General features: G+C 64.8%; 18 protein-coding genes. 10 read left to right on the forward strand and 8 right to left on the reverse strand.

Annotated features, from left to right (window positions below; genetic code table 11):
* Nucleotides 1-98 precede the first annotated feature (98 nt).
* The 3 genes from K8374_RS21880 to K8374_RS21890 form a co-directional block, all read right to left on the reverse strand.
* Nucleotides 99-848: a phasin family protein gene (locus K8374_RS21880; RefSeq protein ID WP_224457176.1), complete on the reverse strand. Its 750-nt coding sequence runs from the start codon at nucleotides 846-848 to the stop codon at nucleotides 99-101.
* A 10-nt stretch (nucleotides 849-858) separates the two neighbouring features.
* Entirely contained in the window at nucleotides 859-1281 is a 423-nt protein-coding gene (locus K8374_RS21885) for a phasin family protein (protein WP_224457177.1), read from the reverse strand.
* A 243-nt stretch (nucleotides 1282-1524) separates the two neighbouring features.
* Complete coding sequence (locus K8374_RS21890; RefSeq protein ID WP_224457178.1) at nucleotides 1525-1800, reverse strand: polyhydroxyalkanoic acid system family protein; 276 nt, start codon at nucleotides 1798-1800, stop codon at nucleotides 1525-1527.
* Between the two features lie 124 nt (nucleotides 1801-1924).
* On the opposite strand from K8374_RS21890, the gene ubiE reads away from it, so the two are divergent.
* The 10 genes from ubiE to K8374_RS21940 all read left to right on the forward strand — a co-directional run bounded on the left by ubiE (nucleotide 1925) and on the right by K8374_RS21940 (nucleotide 9668).
* Nucleotides 1925-2695 carry a bifunctional demethylmenaquinone methyltransferase/2-methoxy-6-polyprenyl-1,4-benzoquinol methylase UbiE gene (gene ubiE / locus K8374_RS21895; RefSeq protein ID WP_084853987.1) on the forward strand — a complete coding sequence of 257 codons (771 nt, stop codon included), beginning with the start codon at nucleotides 1925-1927 and terminating at the stop codon, nucleotides 2693-2695.
* The gene (locus K8374_RS21900) at nucleotides 2695-3318 is read left to right on the forward strand and encodes an SCP2 domain-containing protein (protein ID WP_224457179.1); all 624 of its coding nucleotides are present in this window, start codon (nucleotides 2695-2697) and stop codon (nucleotides 3316-3318) included. Before ubiE ends, K8374_RS21900 begins: the two co-directional genes overlap by 1 nt.
* Nucleotides 3315-4925 carry a ubiquinone biosynthesis regulatory protein kinase UbiB gene (gene ubiB, locus K8374_RS21905; RefSeq protein ID WP_224457180.1) on the forward strand — a complete coding sequence of 537 codons (1611 nt, stop codon included), beginning with the start codon at nucleotides 3315-3317 and terminating at the stop codon, nucleotides 4923-4925. The genes K8374_RS21900 and ubiB overlap by 4 nt, the downstream gene beginning before the upstream one ends.
* A gap of 73 nt (nucleotides 4926-4998) precedes the next feature.
* Entirely contained in the window at nucleotides 4999-5391 is a 393-nt protein-coding gene (gene hisI, locus K8374_RS21910; RefSeq protein WP_013974544.1) for a phosphoribosyl-AMP cyclohydrolase, read from the forward strand.
* A 1-nt stretch (nucleotide 5392) separates the two neighbouring features.
* On the forward strand, nucleotides 5393-5728 hold the full coding sequence (locus K8374_RS21915) for a phosphoribosyl-ATP diphosphatase (protein ID WP_224457181.1): 336 nt from the start codon (nucleotides 5393-5395) through the stop codon (nucleotides 5726-5728).
* Nucleotides 5729-5847: 119 nt separating this feature from the next.
* The gene (locus K8374_RS21920) at nucleotides 5848-6120 is read left to right on the forward strand and encodes a twin-arginine translocase TatA/TatE family subunit (protein WP_224457182.1); all 273 of its coding nucleotides are present in this window, start codon (nucleotides 5848-5850) and stop codon (nucleotides 6118-6120) included.
* Nucleotides 6121-6123: 3 nt separating this feature from the next.
* Nucleotides 6124-6480 carry a Sec-independent protein translocase protein TatB gene (tatB, locus tag K8374_RS21925; RefSeq protein ID WP_224457183.1) on the forward strand — a complete coding sequence of 119 codons (357 nt, stop codon included), beginning with the start codon at nucleotides 6124-6126 and terminating at the stop codon, nucleotides 6478-6480.
* The gene (gene tatC / locus K8374_RS21930; protein ID WP_224457184.1) at nucleotides 6477-7268 is read left to right on the forward strand and encodes a twin-arginine translocase subunit TatC; all 792 of its coding nucleotides are present in this window, start codon (nucleotides 6477-6479) and stop codon (nucleotides 7266-7268) included. The genes tatB and tatC overlap by 4 nt, the downstream gene beginning before the upstream one ends.
* Nucleotides 7265-7972: a 16S rRNA (uracil(1498)-N(3))-methyltransferase gene (locus K8374_RS21935; RefSeq protein WP_224457185.1), complete on the forward strand. Its 708-nt coding sequence runs from the start codon at nucleotides 7265-7267 to the stop codon at nucleotides 7970-7972. Before tatC ends, K8374_RS21935 begins: the two co-directional genes overlap by 4 nt.
* Nucleotides 7973-8066: 94 nt before the next feature.
* On the forward strand, nucleotides 8067-9668 hold the full coding sequence (locus K8374_RS21940; RefSeq protein WP_224457186.1) for a methyl-accepting chemotaxis protein: 1602 nt from the start codon (nucleotides 8067-8069) through the stop codon (nucleotides 9666-9668).
* A 98-nt stretch (nucleotides 9669-9766) separates the two neighbouring features.
* On the opposite strand, the gene K8374_RS21945 is transcribed toward K8374_RS21940, so the two are convergent.
* The 5 genes from K8374_RS21945 to K8374_RS21965 all read right to left on the reverse strand — a co-directional run bounded on the left by K8374_RS21945 (nucleotide 9767) and on the right by K8374_RS21965 (nucleotide 16846).
* A complete protein-coding gene (locus K8374_RS21945) occupies nucleotides 9767-10501 on the reverse strand; it encodes an amino acid ABC transporter ATP-binding protein (RefSeq protein WP_224459380.1) in 735 nt (244 codons plus the stop codon).
* Nucleotides 10494-11456 (reverse strand): amino acid ABC transporter permease, encoded by a 963-nt coding sequence (locus K8374_RS21950; protein WP_084853972.1) that lies wholly within the window; start codon nucleotides 11454-11456, stop codon nucleotides 10494-10496. The genes K8374_RS21945 and K8374_RS21950 overlap by 8 nt, the downstream gene beginning before the upstream one ends.
* A gap of 79 nt (nucleotides 11457-11535) precedes the next feature.
* Nucleotides 11536-12333, reverse strand: coding sequence for a transporter substrate-binding domain-containing protein (locus K8374_RS21955; RefSeq protein ID WP_224459381.1), 798 nt, complete (start codon nucleotides 12331-12333; stop codon nucleotides 11536-11538).
* Nucleotides 12334-12558: 225 nt separating this feature from the next.
* Nucleotides 12559-15132, reverse strand: a complete 2574-nt coding sequence (mdoH, locus tag K8374_RS21960; RefSeq protein WP_224457187.1) for a glucans biosynthesis glucosyltransferase MdoH — start codon at nucleotides 15130-15132, stop codon at nucleotides 12559-12561.
* Nucleotides 15125-16846 carry a glucan biosynthesis protein G gene (locus K8374_RS21965; protein ID WP_318010854.1) on the reverse strand — a complete coding sequence of 574 codons (1722 nt, stop codon included), beginning with the start codon at nucleotides 16844-16846 and terminating at the stop codon, nucleotides 15125-15127. Before K8374_RS21965 ends, mdoH begins: the two co-directional genes overlap by 8 nt.
* Between the last annotated feature and the right edge of the window lie 20 nt (nucleotides 16847-16866).

Below are 16866 nucleotides of genomic sequence, written 5' to 3' on the forward strand. Positions count from 1 at the left end.
AATCGCGGGACAAGCCCGCTCCCACAGATGCAACGCCCTCCGGGAGGTTTGCGCTGAACCTGTGGGAGCGGGCTTGTCCCGCGATATAGGCGACGCAGTCAGGCCTGGGAAGCCGGAGTGGCCGCTGCCGCCGGGACGTTGCTGGCCGGTGCCGCTGCCGGTGCTGCATTGACTGCCGCTGCAGCCTTCGTGACTGCCGCTTTTGCCGGCGCCTTCTTCACTGCAGGTTTTTTCGCCGCAGGCTTTGCCGCCGGCTTGGCAGCTGCTGGCTTGGCCGCAGCCGCCTTGGCTGCAGGTTTTGCCGCAGCGGCCTTCGCCGCAGGTTTTGTCGCAGCCTTGGCAGCAGGTTTTGCCGAGACGGTTTTAGCCGCCGGCTTGGCTGCCGCCTTGGCCAGGGGCTTGGCGGTCGTCTTGCTGGCTGCAGCCTTCGAAACCGGGGCCACCGAAGCGCCGGTCAGTTTCTCGATCTGCTTGGTCAGGCTATCGACTTGCTGGTGCAGGGCCTTGATCTCGTTGCGGCTCGGCACGCCCAGGCGCGAAATGGCGCTGTTCAGACGCTTGTCGAAAGCCTCCTCCAGCTCGCTCCATTTGCCCAGCGCGCGCTCCTTCACATCCGACACCCGCGAGGACGTCGCGGACTTGGCGGTGTCGGCAGCCGAGCCTGCGCTTTTCTTCGCCTGCCTTTCAGCCTTCTCGCCGTCCTTGACCAACGAATCGAACAGCTTGGGGCCGTCCTGGTCGATCTTGGAATAGATGCCCAGGCCAGCCAGCCAGATCTTGCGCGAGTACTTTTCGATACCGCCGACCCACGAGCCGCCTTCTTTCTCGGTGTTCTTCTTGCCAGCCATCCTGCTCTCCTTATGGTTTGCGCGCGACACGCTCGAGCAACTCGGTCAGCTGTTCGAGTTTGATGGACAGCGCCTCAACGTCATGTTTAGACGCAATGCCGAAGCGATTCAAGGCGCGGGCGACCCGTGCATCGAAAGCTTTTTCGATCTTGTCCAGTTGAACTTCGACCCTGCCGCGTACGCGGCTTGCTTCAAGGGTCGCTTCGTCGATCGAGTGGTTGGCCGCATCGAGTTGTTGACCCAGGCGTTTCTTGCCACGTTTCTCGATGCTTTCGCCGGCCTTGACCAGCTCCTTGAAGTAATCCGAACCTTCCTGGCCAACGCGGGCATAGGCACCCAGGCCTGCCAGCCAGATCCTGCGCGCATAGCCGCGCACCTCACCCAGGGTGCTGCCCGGGGCATCGTCCTTTTTCCTAACGTTCACGTTGGCCATGTTCGGCACCTCATGCTCATGAAGGGACATGTGCCCATTGAATGCGGGCTCGAGCATAAGGTAGGGCGAAAAATTAGAATGCTCACCCTAAGCAACAAGGAAGGCTGAGGCTACAGGGTGTCCCGCGGGATGCAGCAAGGACCGCTCCACACCACGCGGTGGCAGTGGTGGGAGCGACTGTCTTGAGTTGCCTGCCCCGGCGATGGGGCGCATAGCGGCCCTGTTTCGGCCGGCAGTCGACGATCAGGCCAGTGCCTTGTCCAGCGCCCGCTCGATCTCACCCTTGATGGTGCCGCTCATCATCGACAGCATCATGCCGAGCTTGAGCTCCACACGGATGGTGTCCTCGCCGATATGCACGCAGCCGTTGGCGCCGCTGCGCGCCACATCGACGCGGTCGCCCTGCCAGTTGGCCTTGAGGTCGTATTCGCGGGTCAGGCGCTCCACCAGCGCCTCGGCCTTGGCGCGCGCGGCTTCACGGCCGAGAGAGTGCTTGCGTTCAACGCTGATCTGGGTCATGCGGGTAATCCTGGATATCAACACAATGAACGCATTATGCCCGTGCCCATCCAACGGAGCACCCCGCCAAGACAAATTGGCCCGATGCCCCTAGAATGGCGGTAATTTTTTCCGGTGAAGCGATATGAACGACCAGCGCAAAGGCGACCACGCCGAACCCACCACCCATTTCGGCTACCAGAACGTACCCGAGAGCCAGAAGGCGAAGAAAGTCGCCGAGGTGTTCCACTCCGTAGCCGCCAAGTACGACCTGATGAACGACGTCCTCTCCGGTGGCATGCACCGGTTGTGGAAGCGCTTCACCATCGAGCTGTCCGGCGTGCGCAGCGGCAACCGGGTGCTGGATATCGCCGGCGGCACGGGCGACCTGGCCGCCAAGTTCTCGCGCCTGGTCGGCCCTACCGGCCAGGTGGTGCTGGCCGACATCAACGAGTCGATGCTCAAGGTCGGTCGCGACCGCCTGCTCGACCGTGGTGTGGCCGGCAACATCGAGTTCGTCCAGGCCGACGCCGAGAAGCTGCCGTTCCCGGACAACCACTTCGACTGCGTGACCATCGCCTTCGGCCTGCGCAACGTCACCCACAAGGAAGACGCCATCCGCTCCATGCTGCGCGTGCTCAAGCCCGGTGGCCGCCTGCTGGTGCTGGAGTTCTCCAAGCCGACCAATAAATTCATGTCCAAGGCCTACGACGCCTACTCGTTCGCCTTCATGCCCCTGGCCGGCAAGCTGATCACCAACGACTCGGAAAGCTACCGCTACCTGGCCGAATCGATCCGCATGCACCCGGACCAGGAAACCCTCAAGGCCATGATGGTCGACGCCGGCTTCGACCGCGTCACCTACCACAACATGACCAGCGGCATCGTCGCCGTGCACCGGGGGATCAAGCCCTGATGCTCCTGGCCGGGCTGCTCGCCAGCGTCGAGCACGGGCTCAACCGCGTGCTGCGCATGGACAGCACGGCCCTGCCGCGCCTGGCCGCGCTCGAGGGCAAGGTGGTCGAGATCGACTGCCTGCAACCGGCCCTGCAGCTGTTCATCCTGCCAGACGACGAAGGCCTGATGCTCGCCGCCCACTGGGAGGGCGAGGTCGATTGCACCCTGCGCGCCCCAGCCGGCAGCCTGGCGCAACTGGCCTTGGCCAAGGACAAGACCGCCGTGCTGCACAGCCCGCAGGTCGAGCTGCACGGTGACAGCGCCGTGCTGCTCGACCTGGTCGGCGTGCTCCAGGACCTGGAGCTGGACTGGGAGTACGAGCTGTCGCGCTGGCTGGGCCCCGTGGCCACTGCCCTGGTCGCCGGGCATATCCGCCTGCGCGCCCGCTGGACCCGCCAGGGCCTGTCACGCTTCAGCCAGAACCTCTCCGAATACCTGGCCGAAGAATCCCGCACCCTGGTCGGCCGGCGCGAAGCCGAAGCGGCTTTCAGCGAGCTCGATGCCCTGAAGGTCGACATTGAACGCCTCGAGGCACGCATCCGTCGCCTCGCCCGATCCCTTGATACCAGCGATAACGCATGAAGCTGCTCGCCGTCCGCCGTCTGTTGCGCATCCAGCGCGTCGTGATCCGCTACCGCCTCGATGACCTGCTGTTCGACCTTCCCCTGCCCTGGTGGCTGATGAGCCTGCGCCTGCTGCTGCCCTGGCGCTGGCTGCCGCGCAAGCCGTCCGCGCTCAGCCGGGGCGCGCGACTGCGCATGGCCCTGCAGGACCTGGGGCCGATCTTCATCAAGTTCGGCCAACTGCTGTCCACCCGCCGCGACCTGCTGCCCGCCGACATCGCCGATGAGCTGATGCTGCTGCAGGACCGGGTGCCGCCCTTCGACCCGAAGAAGGCTGTGGAACTGATCGAAGAGCAGCTTGGCGCCAAGGTCGGCGAGGTGTTCAGCCGTTTCGACGTCGAACCGCTGGCTTCGGCCTCGGTGGCCCAGGTCCATGCCGCGCGCCTCAAGAGCGGCGAGGAAGTCGTGGTCAAGGTCGTGCGCCCGGGCCTCAAGCCGGTGATCGCCCAGGACCTGGCCTGGCTGTTCCTGATCGCCAAGGGCGCCGAGCGGGTGTCCGCCGACGCGCGCCGCCTGCACCCGGTCGAGGTGGTCAGCGACTACGAGAAGACCATCTACGACGAGCTCGACCTGCTGCGCGAGGCGGCCAACGCCAGCCAGCTGCGCCGCAACTTCGAAGGCTCGGAGCTGATGTACGTGCCCCAGGTGTACTGGGACTGGTGCCGCCCCAAGGTGCTGGTGATGGAGCGTATCTATGGCGTGCCGGTCACCGACCTGGCCACCCTGGCCGACCAGCGCACCGACATGAAGCTGCTGGCCGAGCGCGGCGTGGAGATCTTCTTCACCCAGGTGTTCCGCGACAGCTTCTTCCACGCCGACATGCACCCGGGCAACATCTTCGTCAGCACGGTCAAGCCGTGGAGCCCGCAATACATCGCCATCGACTGCGGCATCGTCGGCAGCCTCACCGGCGAAGACCAGGACTACCTGGCGCGCAACCTGATTGCGTTCTTCAAGCGTGACTATCGCCGTGTCGCCCAGTTGCACATCGACTCTGGCTGGGTGCCCGCCCAGACCAAAGTCAATGAGTTCGAAGCGGCGATCCGCACGGTGTGCGAGCCGATTTTCGAAAAGCCGCTCAAGGACATCTCCTTCGGCCAGGTGCTGATGCGCCTGTTCCAGACCGCCCGGCGCTTCAACATGGAAGTCCAGCCGCAGCTGGTGCTGCTGCAGAAGACCCTGCTCAATATCGAAGGCTTGGGCCGCCAGCTGTACCCTGACCTGGACCTGTGGAGCACAGCCAAGCCGTACCTGGAGCGGTGGATGCGCGAGCGCATGAGCCCCAAGGCGGTATTCGGCAACCTGCAGAGCCAGGTGGAACAACTGCCGCACCTGGCCGACATGACCCGCGACCTGCTCGAACGCCTGTCGCAACCGCACCTGCACGACCCGCAGATGCCCGAGCGGCGACGCCAGGGCGACCGCTGGGCCCTGCGCCTGCTGGGCGCCGGCCTGCTCGCAGGCGGCGCCACGCTGGCGGCCGGCGCCGCCAGCCTCAGCGCCCCGGCCGCCTGGCCGGCCTGGCTGATGCTTGCGGCCGGGCTCTACCTGGTCGTGCGCCAATAGCCAGCTGCGCAGCTGGCTGGCACACTAGCGCAAAGGGCCCGGCACTGGCGCGGGCCCGGATTTGGAGTCGACGATGAAAGACTGGCTGGACGAGATCAAGTGGAACAGCGAGGGCCTGGTGCCGGCGATCGCGCAGGACCACAAGACCGGGCGCGTACTGATGATGGCCTGGATGAACCGCGAATCCCTGGCCCTGACCGCCGCTGAACAACGTGCCATCTACTGGTCGCGTTCGCGTGGCAAACTGTGGCGCAAGGGCGAAGAGTCGGGGCATGTGCAAAAGCTGCACGAGATGCGCCTGGACTGCGATGCCGATGTGATCATCCTGATGGTCGAGCAACTAGGCCACATCGCCTGCCATACCGGCCGTGAAAGCTGCTTCTACCGCGTCTTCGAAGACGGCCAGTGGAAAACCGTCGACCCGGTCCTGAAGGACCCGGATGCCATCTATAGCGCAGGACACTGACATGAGCGACACCCTCAACCGCCTCGCCGAGGTGCTCGAGCAACGCAAGCAGGCGGCGCCCGACAGCTCCTATGTGGCCAGCCTGTACCACAAGGGCCTGAACAAGATCCTCGAGAAGCTCGGCGAAGAGTCCGTGGAGACCATCATCGCCGCCAAGGATGCCGCCGTCAGCCAGGATTGCAGCGATGTCATCTATGAAACCGCCGACCTGTGGTTTCATAGCCTGGTGATGCTCAGCGCCCTGGGCCAGCATCCCCAGGCGGTGCTCGACGAGCTGGAGCGCCGCTTCGGGCTTTCCGGGCATGACGAAAAGGCCGCGCGCCAGCCGTCTGCCTGAACTATTACCGGGGGCGCCTTGCAGATTCGCAGTTCCCTGTAGGAGCGGCCTCGTGCCGCGATGGGCTGCAACGCAGCCCCAAGGGTCAACAGACCGACACACATTTTCAGGAGTACGAAATGGGTATTTTTGACTGGAAACACTGGATCGTCCTGCTGGTCGTCGTGGTCCTGGTCTTTGGCACCAAGAAGCTGAAGAACCTGGGCAGCGACCTGGGCGAATCCATCAAGGGCTTTCGCAAGGCCATGAACGAGGAAGAGACCAAGCCGGCCGAGCAGACCCCGCCACCGGCGCAACCCGCCCAGCCCGTGCAGAACACCGCGCAGCAGAACCAGGGCCACACCCTCGAAGGCCAGGCCCAACCGGTCCAAGAGCCGCAGCGGAAAGACTGACCCATGTTCGGCATCAGCTTCAGCGAGCTGCTGCTCGTCGGCCTGGTCGCCCTGCTGGTGCTCGGCCCCGAGCGCCTGCCCGGTGCCGCCCGCACCGCAGGCCTGTGGATCGGCCGGCTCAAGCGCAGCTTCAACAGCATCAAGATGGAAGTCGAGCGTGAGATCGGCGCCGACGAGATCCGTCGCCAGCTGCACAACGAGCACATCCTGTCGATGGAACAGGAGGCCCGGCGCATCCTCAACCCGCAGACGCCACCGGCCCAGCCGAGCAGCACCGAAGCACCTGCCAACCCGACGGCGAGCACACCTGCGGCCCCGGCCACGCCATCCGAGCCTCCCCAACCGCCACGAGCCCCATGAGCGATAGACCGGAAACCGACCAGCCGATGCCGCTGGTCTCGCACCTGACCGAACTGCGCACCCGCCTGCTGCGCTGCGTTGCCGCCGTCTTCCTGATCTTCGCCGGGCTGTTCTCCTTCGCCCAGCAGATCTACACCCTGGTCTCGGCACCCTTGCGCGCGCACTTGCCGGCCAACGCGACGATGATCGCCACAGACGTGGCCTCGCCGTTCCTGACGCCGTTCAAGCTGACCATGATCGTCTCGCTGTTCCTGGCCATCCCGTTCATCCTCCAGCAGATCTGGGGCTTCATCGCGCCGGGGCTGTATCGCCATGAAAAGCGCATCGCCATCCCGCTGCTGGTGTCGAGCATCCTGCTGTTCTACGCCGGCATGGCGTTCGCCTATTTCCTGGTATTCCCACTGATCTTCGGCTTCTTCGCCAGCGCCACGCCCGAAGGCGTGTCGATGATGACGGATATCTCCAGCTACCTGGACTTCGTCATGACGCTGTTCTTCGCTTTTGGCGTCGCCTTCGAGATTCCGGTGGCCGTGGTACTGCTGGTGTGGATCGGCGTGGTGGACGTGCAGTACCTGAAGAAGATCCGCCCCTACGTGATCATCGGCTGCTTCGTGGTCGGCATGGTCCTCACGCCACCGGACATCTTCTCCCAGACCCTGCTCGCCGTGCCCATGTGGATGCTGTTCGAGGTGGGCGTGCTGTGCGGCAGCCTGATCCGCAAGCGCAGCCACGCCCAGGAAGGCGCGCCGGACGACCACAACGACCAACCGCCAGCGACCCAATCGTGAACCTGTTGTTGCTCGAGGAGGCCGATTTCATCGCGGCCGACCGTGTGGTGCTGGCCGATCGACGCTTCACCCACATGCAGGAGATCCATCGCGTGGCGGTGGGGGACACCTTGCGGGTCGGTCGCATCGGCGGGCTGATGGGCCTGGCCAGCGTGCTGCGTCTGGAGGGGCACGAGGCCGAGCTGCAGGTCGCCTTCGACCAGCCGCCACCGGCCAAGCTGCCCCTGACGCTGATCCTCGCCGTACCGCGCCCCAAGATGCTGCGCCGCCTGTTCCAGACGGTCGCCACCCTGGGCGTGCCGCGGCTGATCCTGGTCAACAGCTACAAGGTCGAGAAAAGCTTCTGGCAGACCCCCTTCCTGAACCCCGAGACCATCCGCGAGAACCTGATCCTGGGCCTGGAGCAGGCACGCGACACGGTGCTGCCCGAGGTGATCATCGAAAAACGCTTCAAGCCGTTCGTCGAAGACCGCCTGCCGGCGATCGCCAGTGGCACCCTGGGCCTGGTCGGCCACCCCGGCCCCTACCCCGCCTGCCCGCGTGCTGTCGACGAGCCGGTTACCCTCGCGATCGGGCCAGAAGGCGGCTGGATCCCCTACGAAGTCGACCTGTTGGGCAAGGCGGGCCTGGCCCCGGTGCAATTGGGCGAGCGCATCCTGCGCGTGGAAACCGCCGTCACGGCGCTGCTGTCGCGTATTTTCTGACGGACGGGTCAGCCTTGACCCGTCAAGTTTCCCCGGCGCACGCCGATGGCCTTGGCAACATTACAAAAATGCTACCGTTGCCGGGGAGTAGAACATGTACCGATGGTTTAACCAGTCGCTGGGGAATATGAGCGTCAATCGCAAGCTGGGTTTCGGTTTCGGCCTGGTATTGCTCTTGACCCTGGCCATTACCGTTACCGGCTGGATCGGCCTGGACAATGTCACCAACCGCGGTGACAAGCTGGGCAACATCTCGCTGATCTACGAGACCACTCAAGACCTGCGCATCGCTCGCCTCCACTACCAGACGACCCATGACCAGGCCTCGATCACCGAGCTGGAGAAGGTCCTCGACCAGCTCGAACAGCAGATCCAGTCGATGCTCGGGCAAATCGAGCAACCGGCCGATCAACAGCGCCTGCGCCAGCAGCTTGAAGCCACGCGCCAGTATCGCCAGGCATTCGACCAACTCAGGCAGGCCGACCAGCGCAAAGGCACCCTGGTCGACGATGCCCTGGGTGCCAGCCAACAGGCCTTGGAGCGCATGGCTGCGCAAGGCACGGTGCTCAAGGACACCAGCCAGGCGCTGACCGCCTCGCAAACCGCGGTCCGTGACGCCGGCACCCGCCAGGCCAAGCAGACCCTGGCTGGCGCTGCCGCCCTGGCGTTGCTGCTCGGTTTGCTGGCCGCCTGGGCCATCACCCGCCAGATCGTCGCTCCCCTGCGCCAGGCCCTGGCCGCCGCCGAACGCGTGGCCAACGGCGACTTGCGCCAGGAGCCGCCGGTGGAGCGCCGCGATGAAATGGGGCAACTGCAAGCCAGCATGCAACGCATGACCCAAGGCTTGCGCGAGCTTATCGGCGGCATCGGTGATGGCATCACCCAGATCGCCAGTGCCGCCGAACAGTTGTCGGCCGTCACCGAGCAGACCAGTGCCGGGGTCAACAACCAGAAGGTCGAGACCGACCAGGTGGCCACGGCGATGAACGAGATGGCCGCCACGGTGCACGAGGTGGCACGCAACGCCGAACAAGCCTCGGAGGCTGCCGTGGCAGCCGACCAGCAGGCGCGCGAAGGGGACCGGGTGGTGGGTGAGGCCATCGCCCAGATCGAGCGGCTGGCCAACGAGGTGATCAACTCCAGCGAAGCAATGAACCAGCTCAAGGCCGAAAGCGACAAGATCGGCAGCGTGCTGGACGTGATCAAGTCGGTGGCCCAGCAGACCAACCTGCTGGCGCTCAATGCGGCCATCGAGGCGGCCCGGGCTGGCGAGGCCGGCCGAGGCTTCGCCGTGGTGGCCGACGAAGTACGCAGCCTGGCCCAGCGTACCCAACAGTCCACCGAGGAAATCGAGGAGCTGATCGCCAGCCTGCAGAACGGCACCCAGCGAGTCGCTGGCGTGATGGATGGCAGCCGTGCGCTGACCGACAGCAGCGTCGAACTGACCCGCCGTGCCGGCGGCTCGCTGGCGACCATCACCCGCACCGTGTCGGCGATCCAGGCGATGAACCAGCAAATCGCTACCGCGGCGGAGCAGCAGAGTGCCACGGCCGAGGAAATCAACCGGAGCGTGATGAACGTACGGGATATTTCCGACCAGACCTCGGCGGCGAGCGAAGAGACGGCGAGCTCGACCGTCGAACTGGCGCGGCTGGGGACGCACCTGCAAGGGCTGGTTGGGCGGTTCAGGCTCTAAGGCCTGCTGCGCAGCCCAATCGCACAACGCCCGCTCTCACAGTACCCCCCTGTAGGAGCGGGCTTGCCCCGCGATGGCCGCCATAGCGGCCCCGGCGGTTACAGCACCTGACGCAGGAACGCCTGGGCCCGTGGGTCCTTGGGCGCGGCGAAGAACTGCTCGGGCGGCGAGTCTTCCAGCAACTTGCCATGGTCGAAGAACAGGACACGGTCGGCCACTTCCCGGGCAAAGCCCATCTCGTGGGTCACGCAGACCATGGTCATGCCCTCCTGGGCCAGGGTCTTCATCACATCCAGCACCTCGCCGACCATCTCCGGGTCCAGCGCCGAGGTCGGTTCGTCGAACAGCATGACCTTGGGGTCCATCGCCAGGGCCCGGGCGATGGCCACCCGCTGCTGTTGGCCACCGGACAACCGCGACGGGTACTCGTTGGCCTTCTGGCCGATGCCAACCTTCTCCAGCAGCGCCTTGGCCTTGGCTTCACGCTCGGCCTTGCTGCGCTTGCGCACCACCTTCTGGGCCAGACACAGGTTCTCCAGCACGGTCATGTGCGGGAACAGGTTGAAATGCTGGAACACCATGCCGACTTCGCGGCGGTAGGCGTTGATGTCGGTCTTCGGGTCATCCAGTTGCAGGCCGTCGATGGACACATGCCCCATGTCGAAATGCTCGAGGCCATTGAGGCAACGAAGGAAGGTCGACTTGCCCGAGCCAGACGGCCCCAGCACCACCACCACCTCGCCCTTGGCCACGCCGGTGGTGACGTTGTCCACCGCACGCACCACCTGGCCGCGGGTGTCGAAGACTTTTACCAGGTCACGGACTTCAATCACTTTGCGCAAGCCTCCGCTCGAGCCGGCTGGCGATGTGCGACAGCGGCAGGTTGATCAGCAGGTACAGGCCTGCCACGCAGAACCAGATCTCGAAGGTCGAGAACGAGGTGGTGATGGCCTCGCGGCCGCTCTTGGTCAGTTCGGTGATGGCGATCACCGAGACCAGCGAGGTGTCCTTGACCAGGCTGATGAACTGCCCGGCCAGCGGCGGCAGCACGCGTTTGAAGGCCTGGGGCAGGATCACATGACGCATCGACTGGCTGGCGTTCAGGCCCAGCGAGCGCGCCGCCTCGTTCTGGCCTTTGGCGATGGACTGCACGCCGGCGCGCACGATCTCCGCCACGTAGGCGCCGGTGAACAGCGCCAGCGCCGCCACCCCGGCGAACTCCCGGGACAGGTTGAGCACGGTGCCGATGAAGAAGTAGAAGATGAAGATCTGTACCAGCAGCGGCGTGCCGCGCACCAGTTCGACATACACCGTGGACAGGTCGCGCAGGGTCGGGTTGTTCGACAGCCGGCACAGCCCGGCGAACAGGCCGATCACCAGGCCCAGGGCACCGGACACCACCGAGATCCACAGAGTGGTCCACAAACCCCAGGCCAACGGGCCGGCTGCCCAATGGCGGGTCACGCCGATCGCATCGCCTTCGGCGACGTCGTCGCCACGGCTGAGCAGCATGCTGTCCTTGTCCACCTCCACGACCTGCTGGCCGCCGCTTTCGTCCTTGAGGGTGACGCGCGCGGTATCGCCGCTGACCACGATCTCTTGGACCGTACCGTAGTCGGCAGCGCGCTGGGTTTCTTCGGCCTTGTAGGCGAAATACTGGGGGACGCGGTTCCAGCGCCACTCATAGGAAATCATCGAGGTGGCCAGGTAGAGGCTGAACGCCAGCCCCACCAGTACCAGCGCGGTCAACCCGTGCCAGGGCCACTGGGCTTTCTTGTGCTTGATCAATTGGGGTACTTCCGTAAAAGCGAACGCGCAGGGTTTGCCTGCGCGTCGGGGTGATAAAGCCGGGCTTGTGGCCAGGGCCTTATTCCATTTCCTTCAGCCAGTCCTTGTTCTTGAACCACTTGTCGTGGATCCGATCGTAGGTCCCGTCGTTCTTGATCTGGTGCAGGAAGTTGTTGATGAAGTTGATGCTGTCGTAGTCGCCTTTCTTCAGGCCGAAGGCCAGCGGCTCGTAGGTGAAGGGCTCTTCGAGGAACAGCAGCTTGCCGGCACCGGCCTTGTCCACCGCCACCACGTTGTACGGTGCGTCGTAGACGAAGGCATCGGCCTTGCCGTTGACCACATCCATCACGCCTTCCTGCTCGTTGTCGTAGCCGTGGTACTTGGCCTTGCCGATCAGCTTCTTGGCGACCATCTCGCCGGTGGTGCCGAGCTTGGAGGTGATGCGGTACTTCTCGTTGTTCAGGTCCTTGTACGACTTGATCTCGCCTGCCAACTCCTTGCGGATCAGCAGGGTCTGGCCGACCACGATGAAGGGTTCGCTGAAGTTCAGGCGCAGGTTGCGTTCCTGGGTGAGGGTCATGCCGCTGCCGATCATGTCGAACTTGTCGGTCAGCAGGGCCGGGATGATGCCGTCATAGGCGGTGGAGACGGTCTCCAGCTTGACGCCCATGGACTTGGCCATGGCCTTGAGGATGTCGACCTCGAAGCCGATGATCTCGCCACGCTTGTTGGTCATCTCGAAGGGCATGTAGGTGGGGTCCATGCCGACCCGCAGCGTGCCACGCTTGACCGCGTCTTCGATGGCGCCCGCTTGGGCGGCGGTGACCGCGACCAGCGCGGTGACACCGACCAAGAGTCGCGACAGGTATTTTTTCATCATCACCAGGTCCCCTAGCAAAGTAGTGCGAATTTTATTGTTGGAAAGGTCGATAGACCGATACGCAATATCGAGAGGGATGCTAACGCATGCGCAGGCTGGGACCTAGAGCCAGGGGGGACTTTGTTGGCCAAAATCGAAGAGATGGCGAGGGCTGCGCCCTCGATCGCGGCACAAGGCCGCTCCTACAGGGGACGTGCAACGTAGGAGCGGCCTTGTGAAAGATCAGGCGCCGACCAGCGAAGGCTGGGCCTGATTGTCCGGGTGCAGCGGCAGCAACGGCGAGTGCGGGTCGCTGGTGATGGAGTTGCGCCACACGCCGATCCACGCTTCGTTGTGCGTGGCCCAGACCTGCTCGTGCAGGCGCGACAGCGCCACCGGGTCGCTCAGCAAGGCCAGGCGCGTGTTGCCATCCAGCCCCTTGGGACCCACTTCCAGCGCCTTGGCCACGCGCTCGGCGCGCAACGCCTCGATCGGCGCCGCCTGGCCATGGCGTGCCGTGGCCATGGCGCAGGCCAGGGCGTTCTGCCGAGGGTCGACCACGGCCCGGACGAAACCGTCATGCATGGCATGCCAACGGTTTTCGTGAGTGTACTGGTCGGTGGCCAGCAACTCGTGCGGGGTCGCATATTCCTCAGGGATCAGGAACAGCTTTTCGTCCTTGGCGCTCAGGCCCAGGCGCACGCGGCTGGAGATCACCGACACCGGGATCGACAGCACCAGCGAGCCCACGATCGGCGCCAGCCACCACAGGAAGCTCGGGTTCAGCCAAGCCACCAGGGCCGCCCAGGCGATGCCCAGCAGGGTTTGCGGGCCGTGGCGACGCACGGCTTCGCTCCACGGGGTGGAGTCATCGTCACGCTGCGGCGAGTTCCAGGTCGCCGCCCAGCCGAGGAACGCAGCCAGGACGAAGCGGGTGTGGAAGATCATCCGCACCGGCGCCAGCAGCATGGAGAACAGCATCTCGATCAGCATCGACAAGGTGACCTTGATGCGCCCGCCGAACTCGGTGGCGCCCTTGGCCCAGATCAGCACGATGCTCAGCAGCTTGGGCAGGAACAACAGCACGATGGTGGTGGAGAACAGCGCGATGGCCTTCTCCGGGTGCCATTGCGGCCACAGTGGGTAGAGCTGGAACGGCTCGATGAAGTACTGCGGCTCCATCAAGGTGTTGGTGGCCAGCAATGCGGTCGAAAGCACCAGGAAGAAGAACCACAGCGGCGCCGACAGGTACGACATCACGCCGGTGAGGAACACCGCGCGATGCACCGGGTGCATGCCTTTTACCAGGAACAGGCGGAAGTTCATCAGGTTGCCGTGGCACCAGCGCCGGTCGCGCTTGAGCTCGTCGAGTAGGTTCGGCGGCAGTTCCTCGTAGCTGCCCGGCAGGTCGTAGGCGATCCACACGCCCCAGCCGGCACGGCGCATCAGCGCGGCTTCGACGAAGTCGTGGGAGAGGATCGCACCGGCGAAGGCCCCCTTGCCCGGCAGCGGCGCCAGGGCGCAATGCTCGATGAAGGGCTTCATGCGGATGATCGCGTTGTGGCCCCAATAATGCGATTCGCCCAGCTGCCAGAAGTGCAGGCCGGCGGTGAACAGCGGGCCGTAGACACGGGTGGCGAATTGCTGGATGCGTGCATAGAGGGTGTCCATGCCCGACGCCTTCGGCGCGGTCTGGATGATGCCCGCGTCCGGGTTGGCCTCCATCAGGCGCACCAGGCTGGTCAGGCACTCGCCGCTCATGACGCTGTCGGCGTCGAGCACGACCATGTACTTGTACTCACCACCCCAGCGACGGCAGAAGTCGTCCAGGTTACCGCTCTTGCGCTTCACGCGGCGGCGACGGCGGCGATAGAAGATGCGCCCGAAACCTTTGGCTTCGCGGCATACCTCGAGCCAGGCCTGCTGTTCGGCGACGGCGATGTCGGTGTCGTTGGTGTCGCTGAGCACGAAGAAGTCGAAGCGGTCCAGGTCGCCCGTGGCGGCCACCGACTCGAAAGTCGCGCGCAGGCCCGCGAAGACCCGCGGCACGTCCTCGTTGCAGATCGGCATCACCAATGCAGTACGCGCCTGGGGCGCGATCGGCTCGCTGCCGGCGCTGCTGCCGGAGATGCGGTATTTGTCACGCCCGGTGAGCAGCTCGAGAAAGCCCATCAGCGCGGTCCAGAAACCTGCCGACACCCAGCAGAACAGGATGCCGAACAAGACCAGGATGGAGGTCTGCAAGGCGTACGGCCAGACCTGCACCACGGTTTCCCAGAAGGTCTGGGCCATGATCTCGTCGAGCGAGACGAACGACCAGCCCTGGTAAGGCAGGATGCCCTTCATGTACCAGCCGGCCACGAGGGTCTGGCCGATCATCAGCAGCAGCAGGATGTAGCGACGCAGGGAGCCGACCCGGCGCCAGCGGGCCGGTGGCAGCTCGCGCTTGGGCGGCTGCGGGGCGTTGGTACGCCCGGTGAGGCGCCGCCACATCCGCACCAGCACGTTGGTGCGCCAGGGTTCGGGCACCACGCGGGTACGCTTGATCGGCGGCGCGATCTTCAGGCACAGCCGCCCGCCGGCGTCGACGCCGAGCATCTCAGCCTCTTCCAGCTCGGCGGCGCTGCCCACGGTCAGGCGTGGGCCCACCGAGGCCTGCACGGCCTCGGCGGCAGTGGCGGCCGGATGGGCCGCCAGGCGTTGGTGCAGCTCACTGAACGAGGTGCAGCTGGCAAGTTCTGCCCGCTGCTCGTCGCTCAGTGGTAGGTGGGCCAGGTATTCGGCAAGCGATTCTGGCCGGGCGCTTGAGTTACTCATCGGCAGGCAACTGATAGCTCCAGGTCTCGGTCATCACCTTCTCGGTGGTGGCCGGGGCCCCGTTGGTGGGCGCCGCATCGGCGGCAGGTTGTTCAGCCTTGACGGCGTTCTCGGCCTTGGCGTGCTTGCCAGTGGCCTTTTCCTGCTTGCCTTCCTTGGCCGGCTTGGCCGGTTCCACCGGAACGTCGCGTACCAGCGCGGCACGCATCTCGGTGGACTTACTCGGGTCCTTGACCTTCAACCGCAGGGTCAGGCGCCAGCCCTTGATTTCAGGGTTGTAGCGCAGGTTGTTCTCGACCACCTCGGCGTTGTCGCCCACGCTGACCTGGCTGCGCAGGGCGGTGTCCTCAGGCAGGGCGGCCAGCGCCGGGCCTTCGAAGTCGACCAGGAAGGCCACGCTGCCATCGGCCTCACGGATCAGGTTGGACTGCTTCACGTCACCGGTCGAACGCATGGTCTGCTTGACCCAGCCCAGCTCCGGCGAATGCAGCTGGGACTCGTCGATGGTCCAGCGCAGGCGGTATTCGAACTCCATCGGCTTGCCCGGCTCTGGCAGTTTCTCCGGGCTCCAGAAGGCAACGATGTTGTCGTTGGTCTCGTCGGCGGTGGGGATCTCGACCAGGTCGACAGTACCTTTACCCCAGTCGCCACGGGGTTCGATCCAGGCGCTCGGACGCTTCTGGTAGTTGTCGTCGAGGTCTTCGTAGTGGCTGAACTCACGCTGGCGCTGCAGCAGGCCGAAACCACGCGGGTTCTCCACGCTGAAGCTGCTCACGGCCAGGTGCTTGGGGTTGTTCAGCGGACGCCACAGCCACTCGCCGTTGCCGGCGTGGATCGACAGGCCTTCGGAGTCGTGCAGGGCCGGGCGGTAGTTGAGGACCTTGGATGGCTGGTTGCTGCCGAACAGGTACATGCTGGTCAGCGGGGCAACGCCCAGGCGGCTGACGTGATCACGCAGGAACACCTTGGACTTTACGTCCACCAGCGTGTCGCTGCCCGGACGCAGGATCAGCTTGTAGGCACCGGTGGAGCGCGGCGAGTCCAGCAGGGCGTAGATCACCAGGTGCTTGTCGGTGGGCTTGGGCTTCTCGACCCAGAACTCACGGAAGCGCGGGAACTCCTCGCCCGACGGCAGCGCGGTGTCGATGGCCAGGCCACGGGCCGACAGGCCGTACACGTGGCCCTTGCCGACCACGCGGAAATAGCTGGCGCCCAGCAGGGTCATGATCTCGTCCTGCTTACCGGCCTTGTTGATCGGGTAGAGCACGCGGAAACCGGCGTAGCCCAGGTTCTCGACGGTCTTGGGGTCATGGGGTACGTCGCCGAACTCGAAGCGGCTCGGGTCGTACTTGATCTCCTCGACGCTGGTGGCGGTGACCTGGTTGATCTTCACCGGCGTGTCGAAATGCATGCCCTGGTGGTAGAAGGACAGCTTGAACGGCGTCTTGTCCTTGGCCCACTCGGCCTTTTCCTGGATGAAGCGGATCTTCTGGTAGTCCGCGAATTTCATGTCACGGAACACCGCCGGCAGATTGCTCTTGGGTGCTTCGAATTTCTGGCCGGCGAGATCCTTTGCCTTGGCTGCAACATCGTCAAGATTGAATGCCCACAGCTGGCCAGCGCTCATCAGGCCGATCAGTGCAACGCCTGCCGCCAGGGCCTTGCGCAGACGATTTCCGGGGATTCTTTGTGCAATACAGGGACTTACAATCACGAGCAACCCTCGCCGAAAAC

This window comes from Pseudomonas sp. p1(2021b), from assembly GCF_020151015.1.
GTDB lineage: Bacteria > Pseudomonadota > Gammaproteobacteria > Pseudomonadales > Pseudomonadaceae > Aquipseudomonas > Aquipseudomonas putida_K.

Coding starts and splice junctions, on each gene's coding strand:
- K8374_RS21920 (WP_224457182.1), top strand. CDS start 5,848: ATGGGTATTTTTGACTGGAAACACTGGATCGTCCTGCTGGTCGTCGTG.
- ubiB (WP_224457180.1), top strand. CDS start 3,315: ATGAAGCTGCTCGCCGTCCGCCGTCTGTTGCGCATCCAGCGCGTCGTG.
- tatC (WP_224457184.1), top strand. CDS start 6,477: ATGAGCGATAGACCGGAAACCGACCAGCCGATGCCGCTGGTCTCGCAC.
- hisI (WP_013974544.1), top strand. CDS start 4,999: ATGAAAGACTGGCTGGACGAGATCAAGTGGAACAGCGAGGGCCTGGTG.
- K8374_RS21885 (WP_224457177.1), bottom strand. CDS start 1,281: ATGGCCAACGTGAACGTTAGGAAAAAGGACGATGCCCCGGGCAGCACC.
- mdoH (WP_224457187.1), bottom strand. CDS start 15,132: ATGAGTAACTCAAGCGCCCGGCCAGAATCGCTTGCCGAATACCTGGCC.
- K8374_RS21955 (WP_224459381.1), bottom strand. CDS start 12,333: ATGAAAAAATACCTGTCGCGACTCTTGGTCGGTGTCACCGCGCTGGTC.
- K8374_RS21890 (WP_224457178.1), bottom strand. CDS start 1,800: ATGACCCAGATCAGCGTTGAACGCAAGCACTCTCTCGGCCGTGAAGCC.
- K8374_RS21880 (WP_224457176.1), bottom strand. CDS start 848: ATGGCTGGCAAGAAGAACACCGAGAAAGAAGGCGGCTCGTGGGTCGGC.
- K8374_RS21900 (WP_224457179.1), top strand. CDS start 2,695: ATGCTCCTGGCCGGGCTGCTCGCCAGCGTCGAGCACGGGCTCAACCGC.
- K8374_RS21940 (WP_224457186.1), top strand. CDS start 8,067: ATGTACCGATGGTTTAACCAGTCGCTGGGGAATATGAGCGTCAATCGC.
- K8374_RS21915 (WP_224457181.1), top strand. CDS start 5,393: ATGAGCGACACCCTCAACCGCCTCGCCGAGGTGCTCGAGCAACGCAAG.
- ubiE (WP_084853987.1), top strand. CDS start 1,925: ATGAACGACCAGCGCAAAGGCGACCACGCCGAACCCACCACCCATTTC.
- tatB (WP_224457183.1), top strand. CDS start 6,124: ATGTTCGGCATCAGCTTCAGCGAGCTGCTGCTCGTCGGCCTGGTCGCC.